The sequence below is a fragment of the Oribacterium sp. FC2011 genome, from assembly GCF_000701645.1.
In the GTDB taxonomy this organism is placed as follows: Bacteria; Bacillota; Clostridia; order Lachnospirales; family Lachnospiraceae; genus Oribacterium.
The window spans coordinates 31,536-50,077 of record NZ_JNJM01000015.1; the positions used below are offsets into that span (position 1 = coordinate 31,536).

17 protein-coding genes are annotated in these 18,542 nt (G+C 40.4%); 1 reads left to right on the plus strand and 16 read right to left on the minus strand.

Annotation, left to right across the window (positions count from 1 at the left end):
* Window positions 1-8 precede the first annotated feature (8 nt).
* From gmd to T357_RS0112750, 6 genes are all read right to left on the minus strand, one after another.
* Window positions 9-1,097: a GDP-mannose 4,6-dehydratase gene (gmd, locus tag T357_RS0112725; RefSeq protein ID WP_044916929.1), complete on the minus strand. Its 1,089-nt coding sequence runs from the start codon at window positions 1,095-1,097 to the stop codon at window positions 9-11.
* 215 nt (window positions 1,098-1,312) lie between these two features.
* Window positions 1,313-2,191, minus strand: a complete 879-nt coding sequence (locus T357_RS0112730; RefSeq protein ID WP_031553268.1) for an AraC family transcriptional regulator — start codon at window positions 2,189-2,191, stop codon at window positions 1,313-1,315.
* 5 nt (window positions 2,192-2,196) lie between these two features.
* Window positions 2,197-2,655 carry a hypothetical protein gene (locus tag T357_RS0112735; protein WP_049962412.1) on the minus strand — a complete coding sequence of 153 codons (459 nt, stop codon included), beginning with the start codon at window positions 2,653-2,655 and terminating at the stop codon, window positions 2,197-2,199.
* Between the two features lie 597 nt (window positions 2,656-3,252).
* Window positions 3,253-5,271 carry a glycosyltransferase family 39 protein gene (locus T357_RS0112740; RefSeq protein WP_031553273.1) on the minus strand — a complete coding sequence of 673 codons (2,019 nt, stop codon included), beginning with the start codon at window positions 5,269-5,271 and terminating at the stop codon, window positions 3,253-3,255.
* A gap of 77 nt (window positions 5,272-5,348) precedes the next feature.
* Window positions 5,349-5,627 carry a hypothetical protein gene (locus T357_RS0112745; RefSeq protein WP_031553276.1) on the minus strand — a complete coding sequence of 93 codons (279 nt, stop codon included), beginning with the start codon at window positions 5,625-5,627 and terminating at the stop codon, window positions 5,349-5,351.
* A 17-nt stretch (window positions 5,628-5,644) separates the two neighbouring features.
* Complete coding sequence (locus T357_RS0112750; RefSeq protein WP_031553279.1) at window positions 5,645-7,207, minus strand: IS3 family transposase; 1,563 nt, start codon at window positions 7,205-7,207, stop codon at window positions 5,645-5,647.
* A gap of 40 nt (window positions 7,208-7,247) precedes the next feature.
* Here T357_RS0112750 and T357_RS0112755 point away from each other — a divergent pair, with 40 nt between their 5' ends.
* Window positions 7,248-7,508 (plus strand): hypothetical protein, encoded by a 261-nt coding sequence (locus tag T357_RS0112755; RefSeq protein WP_031553282.1) that lies wholly within the window; start codon window positions 7,248-7,250, stop codon window positions 7,506-7,508.
* Between the two features lie 421 nt (window positions 7,509-7,929).
* On the opposite strand, the gene T357_RS20390 is transcribed toward T357_RS0112755, so the two are convergent.
* From T357_RS20390 to T357_RS0112805, 10 genes are all read right to left on the minus strand, one after another.
* On the minus strand, window positions 7,930-8,229 hold the full coding sequence (locus tag T357_RS20390; protein ID WP_049962413.1) for a hypothetical protein: 300 nt from the start codon (window positions 8,227-8,229) through the stop codon (window positions 7,930-7,932).
* 160 nt (window positions 8,230-8,389) lie between these two features.
* Complete coding sequence (locus T357_RS0112765; RefSeq protein ID WP_031553287.1) at window positions 8,390-9,430, minus strand: tyrosine-type recombinase/integrase; 1,041 nt, start codon at window positions 9,428-9,430, stop codon at window positions 8,390-8,392.
* The gene (locus T357_RS0112770) at window positions 9,427-10,410 is read right to left on the minus strand and encodes a tyrosine-type recombinase/integrase (RefSeq protein WP_031553290.1); all 984 of its coding nucleotides are present in this window, start codon (window positions 10,408-10,410) and stop codon (window positions 9,427-9,429) included. The genes T357_RS0112765 and T357_RS0112770 overlap by 4 nt, the downstream gene beginning before the upstream one ends.
* On the minus strand, window positions 10,397-12,373 hold the full coding sequence (locus T357_RS0112775) for a tyrosine-type recombinase/integrase (protein WP_031553293.1): 1,977 nt from the start codon (window positions 12,371-12,373) through the stop codon (window positions 10,397-10,399). Before T357_RS0112775 ends, T357_RS0112770 begins: the two co-directional genes overlap by 14 nt.
* Window positions 12,374-12,443: 70 nt before the next feature.
* A complete protein-coding gene (locus T357_RS0112780; protein ID WP_081828168.1) occupies window positions 12,444-14,075 on the minus strand; it encodes an IS66 family transposase in 1,632 nt (543 codons plus the stop codon).
* Window positions 14,050-14,415 carry a hypothetical protein gene (locus T357_RS0112785; RefSeq protein ID WP_031553297.1) on the minus strand — a complete coding sequence of 122 codons (366 nt, stop codon included), beginning with the start codon at window positions 14,413-14,415 and terminating at the stop codon, window positions 14,050-14,052. Before T357_RS0112785 ends, T357_RS0112780 begins: the two co-directional genes overlap by 26 nt.
* Before the next feature lie 128 nt (window positions 14,416-14,543).
* The gene (tnpB, locus tag T357_RS0112790) at window positions 14,544-14,900 is read right to left on the minus strand and encodes an IS66 family insertion sequence element accessory protein TnpB (RefSeq protein ID WP_031553299.1); all 357 of its coding nucleotides are present in this window, start codon (window positions 14,898-14,900) and stop codon (window positions 14,544-14,546) included.
* Window positions 14,893-15,339 carry an IS66 family insertion sequence element accessory protein TnpA gene (gene tnpA / locus T357_RS19340; RefSeq protein ID WP_044916931.1) on the minus strand — a complete coding sequence of 149 codons (447 nt, stop codon included), beginning with the start codon at window positions 15,337-15,339 and terminating at the stop codon, window positions 14,893-14,895. Before tnpA ends, tnpB begins: the two co-directional genes overlap by 8 nt.
* A gap of 256 nt (window positions 15,340-15,595) precedes the next feature.
* Window positions 15,596-16,885, minus strand: a complete 1,290-nt coding sequence (locus tag T357_RS21795) for a DJ-1 family glyoxalase III (protein ID WP_242840110.1) — start codon at window positions 16,883-16,885, stop codon at window positions 15,596-15,598.
* 43 nt (window positions 16,886-16,928) lie between these two features.
* On the minus strand, window positions 16,929-18,539 hold the full coding sequence (locus T357_RS0112805; RefSeq protein WP_031553313.1) for an NTP transferase domain-containing protein: 1,611 nt from the start codon (window positions 18,537-18,539) through the stop codon (window positions 16,929-16,931).
* Window positions 18,540-18,542: the final 3 nt, after the last annotated feature.

Below are 18,542 nucleotides of genomic sequence, written 5' to 3' on the forward strand. Positions count from 1 at the left end.
AAATCTATTTACTTAACAACACCCTTCTCAAGGTACTCTGCGAGGTTGGTCCTAATGTGCTCTTCAGCTCTCTCAACAGCAACCTTCTTCATGTCATAGTCGACCATGATCTTAACGAGCTCCTCAAAGCTTGTCTTCGTAGGATTCCAGCCAAGTTCTCTCTTCGCCTTGGAAGGATCACCCCAAAGGTTGACAACATCAGTCGGTCTGTAGAAATCCGGGGATACTTCAACAACTACCTTTCCTGTAGCCTTATCAATGCCCTTCTCGTCCATGCCGGAACCTGTAAACTCAAGCTCGATACCCGCATGATGGAATGCAAGCTGTGTAAACTCACGTACACTGTGCTGTACACCGGTTGCAATTACGAAATCTTCCGGCTTATCATTCTGGAGTATCAGCCACATACACTCAACGTAATCCTTTGCATATCCCCAGTCACGAAGCGAATCAAGGTTTCCAAGATAGAGCTTATCCTGCTTGCCCTGAGCAATACGAGATGCTGCAAGAGTTATCTTTCTGGTTACGAATGTCTCGCCACGTCTCTCGGACTCGTGGTTGAAAAGGATACCGGAACAGCAAAACATGTTATACGCCTCACGATACTCCTTTGTAATCCAGAAACCATACTGCTTAGCGACAGCGTAAGGTGAATATGGATGAAATGGAGTATTCTCATTCTGAGGTACCTCCTCAACCTTACCGTAAAGCTCTGATGTTGAGGCCTGATATATACGACATGTACTTGCCAGTCCTGTGATTCTAACAGCTTCCAGTACTCTCAGCACTCCAGTAGCATCGATATCTGCCGTAAACTCAGGAGAATCAAAGCTTACCTGTACATGACTCTGGGCTGCAAGGTTATAAATCTCATCCGGTCTCACCATTCCGATGACCTTTACTAGAGAACTTGTATCGGAAAGATCTCCGAAATGCAGGTGAAACTGGGGATGTCCTTCCAAATGAGCAATACGCTCTCTGAAGTCCACAGAAGATCTACGAATAATTCCATGGACATCGTAGCCTTTCTCAATCAAAAATTCTGACAGATATGATCCGTCCTGTCCGGTCACTCCGGTTATCAATGCTTTCTTCATGCTATCAATTCCTTCCTGGGACTAATACTCTTTGTAATATATTTACTTAATCCGAGCATAGATAATCTTTGACCATCCATGCTGAGATTCTTTATAATATGCGCATTATAAGCGAAGTCATCATAAATTCGAATTCAAAATCTTGGCTTCCACTTACAAAATCTTGGCTTTTTGTTTTGATGATTTTTATAAAAAATATAATCGAGAGCAGTAGCTCACCACTGCTCTCGATATACACTTGGCGGAACGCCTTCTATTTCCTTAAATTTCGAACTGAAATAATGTGCCTGGCCCAAGCCGCACTCTAACCCAATCTGTTCTATAGGCTTATCAGAAAATCTGAGAAGCTGTTTTGCTTTTGTGATGCGTACGGACAATAAATAGTTGTTCACACTAACTCCGTACTGCTCTTTGAATGATTTTGATAAATAGAATTTGTTAATAAAGAACCGTTCAGCCAAATCATCCAAAGAAATCTTTAGAGCATAGTTGGCATCCAGATACTCCTTGATGGGTAAAAGCACCGACCTCTTCTTGGGCATTTCCTCCTGGTCTTCCGGATGCCAGGACTCAGACATGATAATAGTCAGAAGCGCAGATAAGTGCTGGTTTATCAACATATCCCGCATGTAATCATCTGACTTCACTATATTCATTAAAGCAAGATGTTCTTCAATGATAGCTTTCAACTTATCATCTATAGAGGGCTGAAAAACCGGACGTCCCCCACGTTCACAATACTTCTGATAGATAGATGGCAACGCCGGCCCATAAAAGTGTATCCAACGAAGCGTCCATAACTCATTCTCATCCGTTTGATGTATGTATGATTTTTCACAATCAATAAAGACACAATCCGATGGTTTTAACTCATACTTCTGTCCTTCATAACTCAACACTCCGGAGCCGGAGATAACCGTAAAAAACAGAAAAGATTGTAAGTTGGAACGGGAAGATTGATGCTGATGCAATGCCTTAAGCTCACCGATTTCCTGCAGATGAAACAACGAACTTCTGGCAAAGGGGCTGGCTGTGTATAATACTCGATTAGAATCAACAACCGAGAGCGGATTTGATGCAAAAAGCTCAGTCATTCAAATCACCTCTGATCAAGATACTCCCTAGACAACTCATCTATAGTCTCAAACGGAAAACACTCTGCACAGCCATCCGGAATATCCCTAAGTCTTTCAACGAACTCTTTAACGAGTTCTACCGCCTCTGCACTATGCTTTCCCTCCTCCGGCACATACCGAATACTCCAAATCTGATCATAGATTTCCACCTGTGAAACCAACCTATCCACATCAACCGAAAACTCCGATTCATTATACTCATTGGCTTCACCATACTGCACAATCACCCTGTCAAGTCTTCGCAATATTGCTTCCTTGTTTATATCTAGTGGAACATATACTCGTATGTTATCTTTCTCCTCTTCCGGTTCCGGATGTATCGGAAGTTCCAACAAAGTCTTATCCACTAGCCAGGGTTCATTTATATATATTGCCTGTTTATCCCTTGGCAATGTATATGGGTCAATATCATGATGTTCCATTTATGGTTACCTCCAACATTTTAAATATATAAAGAATACTTAGACATTTAAAATATAAATATTTTATTCAAGTCCTAAATTGTCATCTTAAACGTTTTATTATAGTACTACTTGCATCAAAAGTAATATTGGAAATTGTAATAAAACTTTCAGCCGTCAAATCTCAATCTCCACTCATAAAATTAATGCCCTTTCCAATAACAATTAGAAAATCCTTAATAATAAAAATTCTTTCATGCATCATATTACATTTATAAACCCTTATTTTGTAATCAGAATATCCCACTTTATCGAACTCATCTAAGACAGTTTGCTGTACATCCTTATCTGTTTGTATAGTAACATTTGCTCCTTATAATGAATTTACGTCATTAACACATAATTTCATTATAAGTTCTGTATCGACGGAATCGCGGTTTCCAACTCCAGGATGTCGGTTTCCTATTTTCCGGAATCAGCGGTTTCCTAGTCCGGATTCACGGTGTAAAACCGTCCGGAATATTCAGTAATTGTGCCGCACGATTGGGAAGCGTTATCTGCCTAAAATAAATCAGCAGTTACCGCCTCCCACAATCTGCCGTCGGCCAATGTCACCGTTCAGGCCTGGTATTTAAAAAACAATTTCTGATTATCAGCTTGTGTGTAATCCTCAAGAACAACCTTATCTCCGTTAAACGATAATGCCATTTCACCATTGGTAACGAGATAATTCCATTCACCATCTGTTTCAATTCTCCATTGCTGTTGGGCATCTCCTGTTGGTTCACACAATTCAATATTTATTCCAGGTTCAAATATTGCTCCTGTAACATCTAATGCATTTCCTGATTGTGATGATAAAAAAGAAAAAATGTTGTTATCATTATACAGAACCCATGAATATGTATCTGGCGATAATTGAAGAAAAGTACCGGTATCTTCGTTTGGAGCTGAAACATAATAGCCATCCATGTTTTGTATAGTCAAACTAACTGGTTTAAGATCATAAACCGTAATAATATCCCCAGTTGTCACTTTATTTCCAACTAAATATCTTATAGAATTCTCAATATTCAGAAAAATATTCTTATTTACTACATAATTACTTTTTCCACCTTCTCTATAAATAATCTCATATGTAGATTCAATGGCATTATATATGGCACTCTCATTAACATAAATATCTTTCTCTGCCAAATAACGATCTTTGAAAGAATTACTCATGACAAAATATTTTTTAGAAGCATGCTCTATCTTCACTTTTGCTACGTTATCTGCCAAAAAAAATAAATTCACACAAGAGCCACCACCATATCCCGGTGCCAATGGAGTATATACCTCATATATACTGTTGTCTACTGTAATATCGTTCTCTTTACAATACTTCATTGCTACCCTTCTGATATCCATAAGTGAACTACATATCGTGATACATACACCTGAAAAAATAGCGTTAACTATAAGTAAACCGATAAAGGCAATGACTAAAGTCCTACCTACAAAACTGAACCATTTATTTGCAGTAATACATTCACCCACAAACTCTATCGTGCCAACTCCTCCAAATGAAGCTATGATGATGTAAAAAGGGTACATAGGAATCCCCCATCTAAGCCAATGCAAAGAAAGGGCACTCATACAGATCCAGAATATCAAACCAATCATTAACGACATACAGCTACGTTTTTTATATCCTATAATGCATATAATTCCCAAAACAAACGGAATCATGCTTAATCTTCCCAAATTATCCTTAATGGTATCAAAGTAGAATTTGAAATTACCTCCAAACCCAAGCCCATCTGCCCCAAGATGATTCGGTCTTGCTTCCTCCATAATATTTCTATAAACAGTTACAAAATCCGTAATAAGATTGGGTGCTATAACGAATACCGTCAAAATAATCAAGCCAATGCTTATCGCCGCATATTTTAGAATATCTAAAGGTTTCTTATCAATTAACAGCGCTCGATATATTACCATAAGTGCAAGTGGAATACATAAAAAAGCTGCCGGATACTTTATTGTTATCCCGATTCCAATAATAGTAATATCAAGATAAAGAAACTTTTTACTTCCACTATCAATATAAGTTTGAAAACCGAACGCAAATAGAACCAAAAAAAAAGTCAATACCATATCCGGCGTAGCGTAAGCTGAGTGCTGAACAAAAATCGGAGAAAACGTAATCAATACCATGGCTATAATGCTCACGATTCTATCATTCTGTCCCTTCAAGAATCCGAATATTTTTTGGGAATAAACTCCAACAAGCGAAATCAAAGCAGTTCCGAATATTGTAGTGAATAATCTAGCCAGAATATAAAAATCCATTTTATGCTCATCAAATGCTTCGTATGCAGGCTTCTTATACCTCAACCAAGAATATAATGTAAATATTATTGCATTAAACTTCATCTCAAAATGATCAGGCCTATCATAAAAATGAGCTTCCCAAGAATGTCTCTTAATCATTTCTATAGCCCAGTCTACTATTGCTGGTTCATCCGGATGCAACTGCAAAGGAGCCCCCCAAAAACAGCAAATAACTCTCATAATAAATCCTATTATCGACAAGACTACTGTCGCTATTACTAACCAGTGCTTATGTAAATCATCTTTATATGATATATTCATATTTAATTACCTGCTCTCCAAAATGTTTTTTGCAAGCCCTTGGGGGTGCGGACGAAAACTTGGACCGTCTCACCCCGTTATTCTTCATCACGGTATTCTTTATAAGCCTTTAGTAAACCTTTTTTATCCCAAAAATCATAGGTCGCTAGAAGCTCATCCCTCAGAACAGCCTGAGCTGATCTGAGATGCTTAAGCTCATCTGCTTCAGATTCAAAGGTCCTATCTGGACGCATAAAATCTGCAACAAATTCATCAGTACTCACTTCGTCCGAAAAAGGGTTTTCTAAATCCATGAGTCTATTCATTTCTTTGAATGTTTCTGATTTCTCAAACCAGTTCTCTTTATTTTGTTCCAATGATTTAATCCTCCAAATCATGCAGCTATTATACCTAGACTCATTCTGTACTGAATAGGGCTAAGTCCACCAAGTGAAATCTTGATTCTTTTTTCAGCATACCAATGAATATACTCATCGAGAATTTTTATGGATTGGTCTATCGATACACCGTCCCAGCATTTGCCATAAAAAATTTCATTTTTTAATCGTCCGAAAAAACCTTCGCACGCTGAATTATCAGGAGAGCAACCCTTTTTGGACATGGATCTTGTTAATCCAGCTTTTTTCATTCTATCAATCCACCCTGGCCAACGGTAGTGTGCACCCCTGTCGCTATGCACAATTGGCTTTTCATCATCTTTCAATGTACTGATTGCAGTATCAAGCATAGTATTGACCAAATCAGCATCCGGATGCGTGCCGATTGTCCACGAAACAGGAAGACCATCAAAACAATCAATGATAGGAGAAAGATATACCTTGCCTGCCGGAATGTTAAATTCTGTGATATCAGTCAGCCACTTTTCATTCGGCTTTTCAGCTTTAAAATCTCTATTTATTTCATTCGCTACCGCCGGACTGATTTCACCCATGTATGAATTATACTTCTTTTTTCGAACGCTGATCACAACAAGCTTTTCTTCCTTCATGAGTCGACGAATGACTTTTTCTGAAATAACTGATCCATCCATAGTGATCTCACAATGAATTCGCCTATATCCATATGCGCCTTTAGAATTAGAAAAAGATTTCCGTATTGATTCTCGTGTCTTCTCGTATTTATCAGGTTTTCTCAATGCGTTTGCTTGATAACAATAGATGCTCTTTGCCATACGGAATACTGACAATAATTCCTTAACTGTATACTTTCCTCTGAGGGCATCAATCACTATGGCTTTTTCCTTATTTGTCAGTTTTCTTAGATTGATACCCTGGTCTTTTTTTATTATTTCAGCAGCCTTTTCCAGAACATCTTTTTCTAGCTGAAGTCGGTAGATCTGTTGTTTCAATTCGTCAACCTGAGAATTGAGTTCATTACGCTCGGAAGTTAGCTCCTCAATGCTTTTATTTGTGTCAACAGACTTTCTTTTCTTCGCCATTGAATGTTCGTCTCCTTTGCGGAGAAAACGGCTTTTCCAGTCATATAACGCAGCTCTACTTACTCCGAGTTCATCCGCAATGCTTTGAACCGAAGATGGGCTGCAACACATTTCAAGAACTGCCGCTTCCTTTTCTTTATGGCTACATTTTACCAAAGGCGAACCCTTGCGGCAATTATGTTGTTCCTGAGGAAGATCCTCTATGATCCATTGCGTAAGGAGTGGATGACTGGGGTATCCAAGAATACGACAAGTCCGATAAACATTCTTCCCGTGTTCAAGATAATACTCAACAGCTGTTCTGCGTTGCTCATCTGAGTATTTGAGGGATCCAATTCGCTTTTTATGAAGGTCGTCTTCTTGATTGAACTCCTTTACCCAATTCTTTAAAGAAGTAAGACTGTTCGGAAATCCCAGTTTTACTTGAACTGCCTTCAAACTGTGATCATACTGGAAATATAATTCCACGGCTTTCTTTCGTTGTTCGTATGAGTACATCATACACCTCCTGATATTTCTCTATATCAGGTCCAACTTTATGTCCGCACCCCCCTTTATGCAAAAAGGGCTTGCAAAAAACATCGCAAACTATGTCCTTCACAAGATCGCTCTCACCGGAGCTTCCAGGAAGATTATAGATGCTGCAGCGCTCTCAGCTGTTCATACCTACACGCAGGGCAATCCCCGTCTGATAGATAATCTTATGACAGATGCCATTGCGATCGGTTCCCAGCAGAAAGCCAAGGTCATCAATGCAGATATAATCCACGATGCTGTCGATAATCAGGTTCTTGGTTGATGAAGTTTTCAATGTTCAAGGCTGTGACATCTCTGGTGCCATGGCCTTATTTCAAAATACACTCTGGTTGTCTTTTGAAATAAGGCTGCAACAATCTGCGGTATCACCGCTGATATCGTGCGGTCGATAATTATGCCGCACGATCAGGGAGTGATATCTGCCTAAAATAATCAGCAGTTACCGCCTCCCACAATCTGCCGTCGGACATTTGACGCTTACAATATTCTTAATAATCATCCTCTATCCTTGTTAAAACGTAAGCGTCAAATAGAAGGTGCATGGTGTTTCAACCATCCATCCTTTATAATCAAATCCGGTTAATCCTTGATCTATGGAAAAACCGGATTTTTTATGTAATGACTGAATTACATTTTCTGACATCAAAAAATTCAAAAAATGCTAACATTTTTTGATGTCACAATTATGCCACGAAACGCGGTTTTACAAGAAGTGATTTTCCTGTTATCGGACACTCATCTGATTTGGGCAGGCACTGATCTATATGTGCCTGTATCTGGGCAGTTTCATACTGCTTGTACTTTTCTGACCACGGCATCAATTCCTCCAGCTGCGCATCCATCGAGCCACTCACCTTTTTGGGTGCATTTTCAAGGAGATACTTGAAGTAGTAGAACGTATTCGCTCCATTTTTAAGCGCTGTTTCTGAAATAGTGTACATTTCAGCCATGGCCTCTGCGCCTTCAGGGGAAGTGCAGAACATCCATCCGTGCCTGTGGCTGGCATACCTACGTATAGATCGCTCGCAGCTTTATGCGAATGTTCGGATAAAGCTGCTTATGCGAAGGAATTACTTATGCGCATCATTTTTTAGAAAACGGCATAGATAGTGGTCCTTTTAGAAAAAGATGCGCATAAAAACCTTACCTGATTCCACACAGTCTCGCAAGTTCGGAATCATTTTTCCATAGAGGCACTTCTTCAATCATATCTGGTTCAACATCTGTCCCTAAAGTCATCTGTTTTCTAAGCATCTCTACGGAAGGGCTTGCATACGACTTTCTCGTTGTTTTGGCATCTGCATGCCCAAGGATAACAGCAATTGTCTCAATAGGAACTCCATCTCTATACCATCCACTTGCGCGAGTGCGCCTTAACATATGTGGATAGACTCTATCCGGAATATGAAGCCCCTTCTTGCGAACCATGTCTGCATACTTTTGTACAATACGTTCCACATTTCTTTCCGACATTCGACATTTTATGCCTTTGATTACCGTGTAGATGAACGGAAGTGACTGTTCTTTGGGATTCTTATGATAGAGGTCTATATATTGCCTTAATAAAGGTATCATTTTCTCTGAAAGTGCAACAACCCTTTCCTTATCACCTTTCCCACGAATACGTAGATATGGCTCATCTGCTAAAATGTTCACATCAGAAAGATGAAGCTCAAGAAGTTCGTCCGCTCTGATTGCTGTATCATATAGCATAGTAAGTATCACCTGATCCCTAATACCTTTTTCTGAAGGTCCCGGTGCTGCCAAAAGCCCCTTGATAGAATCCTTTTCCTCAATGATTTCTGGGATTCTTGAAGGAACAGTCATGTATGGGACCTCGGCGATGTTCATGTAGATCTGGCAAAGGTCAATTCTTTTCGTAGCTGCATATTTCATATATGCTGTAATAACGGCTAACCTGTGGTTAACTGTACTGGCTTTGTATCCTTTTTCCGCCAGATACACCCGGTAATCCAGTAAAAAGTCATAGGTCAGATCCCTAAACCGGAACTGTTCCATACTTATTGAACGGACATCAGTCACATATCTTCGGAAGATGGTCAATCCATCTTCATATGCCGAAGCTGTTTTCGGGCTATTCCTGTGCTGGGCAGGAAGGAAAACATTCAGATAATCCCATGTCATTGAGAAAAATAATTCCTCTTTTAATACCTTTCTGTTCATCTGCGCCTCACCTCCGGTATTACGTCCCCGGACATAGTGTCCTTTTGTCGGATGATGCGGAATGCATCCTTAGCCAGATGATAGTAATAAAAGCTTTCATCGGGGTTCTTGTGTCCAAGATACTTGCTCAGATAGATAAACATCACATTGATATCTATTCCTTCCAGTATCCACTTGTTGATTCTGTCTACAACAAAGCTATGGCGCAAAGAGTGGGGCGTAGGATCCTTATCACAATGTTTTGAAGAAGCTGTCATATGCCAGAATTCACGGAATTTTCTGTCGATTGATGTTTTCTGCATATGTTTATTCGGATATCTGCCTGGGAAGAACCAGTAGGGTTCATATCCCAGAGTTCTCTTTAATAATCCGAAGTACATATCCGCAAGTCTGCAAAGGTCATCAGGAAGATAAACCAATCGATCCTTATTGTTTTTTCCGCCGTAAACCGTGATGATCCCTTTCTTCAGGTCTACATCTGAAGTTTTTAATGAACACACCTCGTTATTGCGCATTCCACAGCAGTAATAAAGCCTAAACATAATGGGGTATTCATCAGCCATGCGATAATCCGAAAGGTTGATCGAGTGCGGAACATATGTATCTACTGCATTGAACAGTTCATTGATCTCTGTCTTGTCAAGAAGATGGATCTGTCGCTGATCACTCCCAACGCTTAAAAGAGGTACATGGCACTGAATCCCCAAAGTATTCATGTATATAGCAAGGTCTTTGGCGGCTCCGATTCGACTGGTCTGACTACTCTTGCTTTCTCCGGGTAGTGCACATACCCATTTTTCAAGGCGTTCAGGGGTCAGATGAACATCATCAAAAGCATTTTTGATCCAATACTGGTCAAACCTATATAGCTGATATCCCTTTACGTCGTAGATGAACCCAAGTGACCGCTTCTCAGCGATATATTCTTTTATGTATGGGGCAAGGACGCTCTGATAAGGATAATCTCTATACTTTGCCATAACGTTCTCCTTTCATCAGCAGGCCTGTCTCTTCCAGAGAGAGCGGACACATACGCATCATGGTCTCATCCATCTGAAGATAATGGTTCAAAGACTGGGAATCCTTTTGCCCGAGCAGGTCCGTTATTCCCTGTTTCCCGGTTCCATTACGAAGACGGTCAGTGGCAAACGTCTTCCTTGTGACATGAAATCCTGATCCCGGAACTGCCCGATCAGGAAGTGTCCTTCGTAATGCTGATGCACACGCATGACGAGTGAATCCATCATACGGAACCCTTTTCTTTATAAACAGATACTTGCTTGAGGTTCTTTTGTTTGCTCGGCCTTCCGTGATATAGAGACAGATGGCATTACCCACTTCTGTGGGCATTGGAATCAGGATCTCGTGGTTTGTTTTTTCCTGGATGATTCTTAAAGTTTGTCTGTTCCAGTCAATGTCCTCCAAAGAAATGGTCACGATATCGCTTGCTCTCAATCCCATCTTTGTTCCAAGTAGAATCATGGCTTTGTCTCTTAATTCTGTGAATGAATGACATTTAGAGTGCTTTTCTTTTATCGCCTCCTTTTCTTCCTGAGTTAGCGTTACAACAACATTTTCCTTCGGAGCTGCCCCACAGCATAAAGCTTGGTGCACTCCATAAGGTACTATTTCTTTGCGTTCAAGAAATTTTATAAACTGACGAATTCTAACGTTGTATGCGTTCTTGCCCTCAACTGTCAGGTGCTGATCCCAAAGGTTGAATTCTTTTAAAACTTTACCCGAGATTTTCAAAAAGCTATCATAGCCTGCCTCCGTGAGAAAAATACAAAACCTTGTTACCGAAGCGTGAATCATGCACAGAGTCGAATCCTCCCAGCCTTCCTTCTTTTTAAGTGACATGTATTCTTTTATCATTTCCTGACACCATCCGGGCAACGAGTCGCTTAATAGTGGACGGATTCTGTTTATAGTCTGGGGTATGACATCACCATTTTGGATATACTGATTGAAAAGAAATAGAATACGACGAGATTGTTTCCATGAGTCAGTCTTATGGAATGTTTTTTCATGTTCTAGCCAGATATCTGCAATTTTCGGATGATATCCAAGATCATGCATCTCGATAAATAAAAGCAGGTTGGTTAAAGTATATCTGGCTGCTTTTGTCGGAGATTCACTGTAGCCTAAGGATTCAAATCGCTTAAGAAAATCAGGAATCAGTGCTGCGAATTCCTCTGCCGGGAAATCAATACTTTTCTGCCGTAATTCTTCAACTGCAAGATTATGCTCTGCGCTCATATCACAAAGACGAAAGATGCGGTTATGCATCCAATAATACGGATACCAGCCAAGTCCGTGGATACACATTCCTCTGTCTGCCATGAATAGCAGTAAATCGCCGGTCATATAAATGTAAATCGCTTTATGATTTGCAGATATATGTGCATCCGTTCTGCAGTATTCTTCTAACATTTCAAAACTGATGTCTGATGGAGAACTAATTCCGTTCTGTTGGATCTTATAAAGGAATCTGGAAATACAGTTTCTTACACGTTCTAATGATTTTTCTGTTGGAATGGTCGTCTCCAAAAAATCGTTTAGTATCCCAATCCATGGTTCTTCCAATTTCTTGCTGTAAGGTACAAATTGTGGGAATGCATTTATCGGTTGAATCTCTCCATGGGAGTATAGATCCGCAAGTCGATGAAGATCAGGTAGATATCCACCGGGATATGGACCTGTCATCGTGTACCATTGCATTGCCCTTTCAGGAGTATATGATTCATTTATCCCAATCAAGTACTCCCGGAGCAACTTCAGGCACCTTTGGGCACCATTATACGATGTGGATTTAGCTCCATGATCAATAAGGTAATCTACAAGTTTACAACTATTCTCATGATACTTGATAAGCCACTGACGATCTTCAGGAAGATCAACCAATGGTTCATCATAAAATTGATGGTTTCTTGGTACCGCCATTATTAATGTCACCTCCTTCTTTGAACAATGATGGATTGATGACATTATTATAACTGTTTGGGTCAGGTCATTATGCGCATCTTTTCCTAAAAGAACCACCTTCTATGCCGAATTCTGAAAAATGATGCGCATAAATAATTCCTTCGCATAAGCAGCTTCCGTTATCGATTGGCACATGACCGTCGTTTAGGAATTCGCAAAGGTACTGCTTTTGGTTTAATGAATATGTGATCGCATCCTTTGTGCGTTCGGGAAGCGCCGGGTCGGAAAGGTCAAATGTGGTAAGAAAAGCGAAATACTCGTCAACTTTTGGCTTTACGTATTTCTGACGTCCTTTGAGACGTTTTTCCGGAGTGAGGGTTCTCAGCTTTGCTTCTTCCTGATAAATATCCCGGATCATGAGCAGTGCCTTTGCTTCGGGAAGTTCATTTATCTGTCCCTGGCTGAGACCAGAAACATCCCGAACACGAAGAGCTTCTGCCCAGCGCCTTCTTGAATGCATGCTGCAGCCACAGATAACCACGGTATCCGGATGCTCCTGACCATAAACCTTATATGCGCAATAAGCATCACAGATGATCTTGCCCACGTAGTCATCCCCGTAAAAATCTCTGAGATGGTCTGTCGAACGTGTTGGTTCATAACAGAATACCACAACGGGCTTTTCGTCTGTCAGCTCCGAATTGATGTGCACCCACATAAAGCTTTTGCTTCCGGGTGCCCGGCCGTCACGGATCACCAGCAGGGTTGTTTCGTCGCACTGGGTATACTCTGATTTCTTTATAAGTTTTGACATATATCCATATATCAGTGAAAACTGTTCCTGACTGAAACGGATTACCCAGTTATCCATTGTCTGCCGTGAGATCCTTACGCCGTCCCTTGCAAAGTCCTGTTCTATACGGTAGAGTGGGAGACCCAGGGTGAACTTGTCATTGAGGATCTCCGCCACAAGTTCGGGTGTGACATCGGATCCGGAAAGAAGTTTTTCTTCTTCGGGTTCGATTTTCTCCATGGCAAGGCCGGGACCGACAGATATGACCGGTGTATGGATGACCTCAACATATATGAGGCGGCGTATCAGGCGCTTTTTTGTTGTTGATGTCCACCCGACGATCCTCCACCCTTTATTTCCGTAAACTTCATCCAGTGACTTTTCATCAAACTCGTATGTATGTTTTGTCGGCAGATCCTTTATTTCAGCTTCGTGCCGGCCTATTTTGCGGCCGTTCTTTTTGGTCTGTCTGGCATCATGGACTTCTTTTCCATCAGGTCTGCTTTCTTTTGTTGTCTGTTCAGGATCGGCATCCTCATTGAGGGGATCTTCGGTCCGGCTGTATTCTTCCCCACCCTTGCCGTTCATTAGGCCGTTGAGCTTTTCAGAGCGTCTTCCGAAGAGGGTATTGGCCTTCAGGCTGTTCTGATCTGAAATGTGCGAAAGTTCCTCTTTTAAGGTTCTATTTTCTTCCCGGAGTTCCTCAGCCTCTTTTTCCAGTTTCCTGTACTGGCGGGCAATTTCCGCATCCGTATTTCTTCTTTCTGCTTCCTTTGCCCTGAGCTCCATGTTTTCCTTCTTTAAGGACACGACAAGAAGACGCAGTTCTGCGTCTTCCATCTGGGTTATCTTATTCATGAATACACTGAGCTCAAAGTCCATTACAGCAGCCTCTTTTTGTTCATTCCAGGATTTTTCTGACCGCATCCAGCCTGCTCGTGAGCTTTTTATTGTCTTTTATAAGGCTCTCATTCTCACTGCGGAGTCTTCGGATCAGCTCATCCTTTTCCCGGCTTTCTTCCAGACATTTCAGGTATTTTTGTTCCCACTCATTGGTTCCGGATGGGCTGACAGTAGTGTCTGTTTTGGGTTCTGCTTTTTTGCGGCCGCGCTTACCGGTCGGTACGAGTTCTCCCGTTAAGGGATCTTCTTTTCCAAGAAGCTTACGTTTTGCGCGGGACTGCCCTTTTTCCGGATCCCAGTAGCTGGTGGATTCATACACATATGTTGTATTTGTATCTGCATGGAATTGTTTCACTATAGACATGGCTATCCTCCTCGTTATACATTTATTATAGTACATTATATGTAACTTGTCAATAAATAGTTACATATAAATCGAAATATCTTATGTAACTATGGCTGCTGTACTTATTGAAGAGGATAGCAGTATTCTTATTTTTTGTCAGTCGGTTTTATTTCCTTTATACTCCCTTCCAATGTGAATCCTTCCATCAGGTTTTCGAACTGTTCCCGGATGATTTCCCTGACTTCCTCTGCATTACGGGGCCACTGGAACCTGTTCTCGCCGGACAACCTTTTTATGATCATACATATGCCGTCGCCCTCAAAAACTATCCCTTTGATCCTGTCTGTTTTTCTGCCGCAGAACAGAAACAATGTGCCCTTTTCATACAGATCAAACCCATGCTGGAGCTGTATTAACGATGCAAGACCTGAGATACCTTTCCTCATGTCGGTCCTACCTGTTTTTATCACTATTCTTTTGATTCCGGCCGCTTCCTTAAACATTGAATGCCTTTAGCACTGTCTGCAGTGTCCTTTCCGAAGTGCCTTCTCCTATGAATATCTGACATCCTCTGATCTGTATCATTGCATCAGGTTTCAGACATTCAGTTCTTACAGAACCTGTATCATTGGAATCTGGTTCTCTGTGTTCTGCTACCGGTTCATCACAGGTTAATGGCAATTCCACAAAAGCATCCCTGTTACCCGTATCAGGCTGATTAGACTCGGATTGTGGAACGATTGAAGTAGAAGCGGATCTGTCAGAACATTTCTTTGCCGCATTTATTTCATGCCTTCTGATAACCCCCTGCCAGTAAAAAAACTGTCTTAGTTTCACATTGTTTTCCTGACACCAGGCGGTTTTGGACATGCCACTTTTACACGCCTGCATTATAATGCTTTTCCATTGATTTAACCGGATTTCCTTGACTTCTGCATCCATAGAAAAAGCTCCTCCTTACTATGACTTGAATTAATCATAGTAAAAAGAAGCAATTTTTGATATGCACCACCTATTTGACGCTTACGTTAAAACTGGCGAAGGTGATGTTATCGTCAATAACATCACCTTCGCCAGTTTATTGGGTTTCAAAATCTGCTGAAGGTGTCCCTTTTTGAGAGTCTGGTTTAAGGATTATATTAATTAAAGTCTAGCTAACAGTTACCGCCTCCTAGAATATAATATGCCATCGGACAACTCATCCCCTATAACAAATTGCAGTTCTAATCTGCTTTGCCTTTTCATCACCTTCGAGTTTCTTTACTATTTCAAGCGCAAACGGAATAGCCGCCCCAAGGCCCTGGCCCGTAATAATATTATCATCAACCACAACCGACTTATCCAAAACTTCAACATCACACATTTTTCCAACAAAATCAGGGTGAACAGTTGCTTTCTTCATCAACCCCAATGAAGCCAATATACTTGGTGCTGCACAAACAGCTGCAACTATCTTATTTTTTCCAAAATCGATACACTTTTCCTTCACAAATTCAGAAGCAGCAAGATTTTCTGTGCCGATTCTGCCGCCAGGAAGGACAATCATCTTGGCCACGCTATAATCAACATTCTCTGCCAAGCAATCAGCTTTAACTTCTATATGTCTTGAACTGTCAACTTCAATTCTTCCCATCACTGACGCCATAACGGTTCTAAGTCCGGCACGCCTCAAGATGTCAACCACAAGCAGTCCTTCACACTCTTCAAAACCATCTGCCATGAATACTACAACATCTGCTGCTTCCTTTTTCTCTAACGCCTCTTTCCTATACCTTTCAAGCACATACCCTTCAAACAGTTCCAAATCTTCTTTTCTTGTTATCTTTATATTATTCTGACTACCAAGAGAAAAATATATCTTTTTACCCATAGCATACATCAGTGTTGTAGTATGAGGTTCAACAGTGTTAATAATTCCTGTTTCAATCGCCTCTCTATACAAATCCCTGATAAATTCATACCGGAACGCATGAGGCGTGTTCATAATAGCTATTGTATCGCGATTGATATATTTGTCACTGTAATTCTGTAAGTCTGCTACTGATTTTGTACTCTTCTTTTCTCCACACAATAAATAATAATCCGTTGTGGATATGGCGTTTTCTTTTTCCTTACATACTCTGATACAGTCACTTATTATATCTGCTGTGATAAATGGAGATGCTCCAAAGTGAACAAGAACAGTATCATCAGAATCTATCTTATCCTCTAAAAAATTGATGCCATTTAACACAGATTTTTGGAAAGTATCTCCTCCTTCTGTAACCCAACGAAGCTTCTTAAATCTGTATTTTTCTTTCATCTCTGCCATATAATCAATGTAAGATTTCACGCAAACAACAAGCGTAGCATCTATCTCTGGATGATTTTCAAATGCTTCTATCGTGTAAGCAAGAACAGGCTTACCCAGCACCTCTATAAATTGTTTCGGAATACCGGCACCAACCCTGTTTCCAACACCACCGGCCAGAATTACTGCTATGTTCATTTAATAGTTTTCTCCATATTCATTCACACTCAACAAGTCCATTTTATACACCGTAGCTTTCAAGAGCTTTATCAATAAATCGTACTAAATTTCTATATGCAGGTAGGAAGAAAAAACTATCATCATCTCCTACACTTCCCTTGTACAACCCCCATCCAAACCAATAAAAAGCCGAGATAGGAATGAATCCATAATAGAATCTCTTTTCATCCTTTGTCAGTTCTCGACCTACATAATACCTAAGGTACCTTGCAATCTGTTCATCCGTCCAATCATAGCGACACAAGATGCACCCGATATCATTAACAGCATAATTCAGGCCTGCATATTCCCAATCGATGAGAAACATCTCATCCTTATCGTCATAAAGATAATTCGGTTCATATGTATCGTTGTGGCAAAGAACCAAACCATAACCAAGCCTCTCTGCATCCGCTTTAATTGCAGGATAAAGCCTGTCAATTTTATCAATGAGTGGCTTAAATTCTTTCGCAAGATGTCCTTTCGTAGCGGATGCAATCTCTATAAGTTTTTTTGCCTCAGCAACATCATCAAACACTTTTACATTAGCACTATCCGGCACCTGAACATCATGTAATTGATGTAGCATCTCCATTGCTCTTATCAACTGATTGTCGTTTTTTTCAAAGTCACAGTTTTTTGCATCATGAACATGATATGAAACTTTCCATCCTTCGAGTCTCATATCAATAACGCTTTTATCTATTCCAATATCTCTTGCTGTGAACTGAGCAAATAATTCTGCCTGACGATTAATTAGATTTCCTGCAGTTCCACCGGGATGACGATAAACATACCTTGTATTACCCACATCAAAACCAAACGATACATTTGTCAAACCCGCATTGATTACTGCTATATTGTTTATATCATTCGGATCACAGCGAAGAGTTTTTGTTATATTCTCGATAATTTCACTGTCAACATTAAGCAAAAACTCGGAATCAAATTCTCTTAGGTCATCAATGTTTTCAAATTCGAAAATAGTGCCCCCACTAAATTCTCTGCAGTAAAAAGTCAAATCACGAATATGTCTGCCGTAGAAATCTTCCCAAAACATTGATGCAACACCAAAATCGTTTATTTCTGATTCCATAAGCTCACGAAAACGGGTTGAGAACGATTCATTCATATAAGCACATCCCACCTGTGCCAATGAATCATGACCACCAATAGTCGTATCTGTGATTACTCCGGCATCTGACACCGTTACTGCAAATTCTCGGAATTTTCCTTCTTCATATGAACAAGCCCTCCATGATTTGTTTTCCGAATTAACATAACTAAATGGATTATCTGTAAAATAGTGATCCGCACAGCAGACAAACGTATTATTCAAATACTCCCTTGCCATATAAACGGAGTACAAGTTTCCTTTTTTACCAAACTCATTATTAACAACAAGGTGAAGATTAGGGTACTTTTGTTCAAGGTAGAAAAACTTCTCCTTCATATATCCAACAACTACAATTATCTCATTCACACCAGCTTCAATAAGTTGCTCAATCTGGCGTTCTATTAGAATCTCACCTTTTACTCTGAATAAGCCCTTGGGTTTCTCATAAGTAAATGGAGCAAAACGAGAAGATTTTCCGGCCGCTAAAATCACGGCATTACGAACTATAGGATTCATATT

Coding starts and splice junctions, on each gene's coding strand:
- T357_RS0112735 (WP_049962412.1), bottom strand. CDS start 2,655: ATGGAACATCATGATATTGACCCATATACATTGCCAAGGGATAAACAG.
- T357_RS0112780 (WP_081828168.1), bottom strand. CDS start 14,075: ATGCGGTCAGAAAAATCCTGGAATGAACAAAAAGAGGCTGCTGTAATG.
- tnpA (WP_044916931.1), bottom strand. CDS start 15,339: ATGGATGCAGAAGTCAAGGAAATCCGGTTAAATCAATGGAAAAGCATT.
- T357_RS20390 (WP_049962413.1), bottom strand. CDS start 8,229: ATGTTCTGCACTTCCCCTGAAGGCGCAGAGGCCATGGCTGAAATGTAC.
- T357_RS0112750 (WP_031553279.1), bottom strand. CDS start 7,207: ATGTACTCATACGAACAACGAAAGAAAGCCGTGGAATTATATTTCCAG.
- T357_RS0112805 (WP_031553313.1), bottom strand. CDS start 18,539: ATGAATCCTATAGTTCGTAATGCCGTGATTTTAGCGGCCGGAAAATCT.
- gmd (WP_044916929.1), bottom strand. CDS start 1,097: ATGAAGAAAGCATTGATAACCGGAGTGACCGGACAGGACGGATCATAT.
- T357_RS21795 (WP_242840110.1), bottom strand. CDS start 16,885: ATGAACATAGCAGTAATTCTGGCCGGTGGTGTTGGAAACAGGGTTGGT.
- T357_RS0112755 (WP_031553282.1), top strand. CDS start 7,248: ATGTCCGCACCCCCCTTTATGCAAAAAGGGCTTGCAAAAAACATCGCA.
- T357_RS0112765 (WP_031553287.1), bottom strand. CDS start 9,430: ATGAACAGAAAGGTATTAAAAGAGGAATTATTTTTCTCAATGACATGG.
- T357_RS0112775 (WP_031553293.1), bottom strand. CDS start 12,373: ATGGCGGTACCAAGAAACCATCAATTTTATGATGAACCATTGGTTGAT.
- T357_RS0112770 (WP_031553290.1), bottom strand. CDS start 10,410: ATGGCAAAGTATAGAGATTATCCTTATCAGAGCGTCCTTGCCCCATAC.
- T357_RS0112785 (WP_031553297.1), bottom strand. CDS start 14,415: ATGTCTATAGTGAAACAATTCCATGCAGATACAAATACAACATATGTG.
- tnpB (WP_031553299.1), bottom strand. CDS start 14,900: ATGTTTAAGGAAGCGGCCGGAATCAAAAGAATAGTGATAAAAACAGGT.
- T357_RS0112740 (WP_031553273.1), bottom strand. CDS start 5,271: ATGAATATATCATATAAAGATGATTTACATAAGCACTGGTTAGTAATA.
- T357_RS0112730 (WP_031553268.1), bottom strand. CDS start 2,191: ATGACTGAGCTTTTTGCATCAAATCCGCTCTCGGTTGTTGATTCTAAT.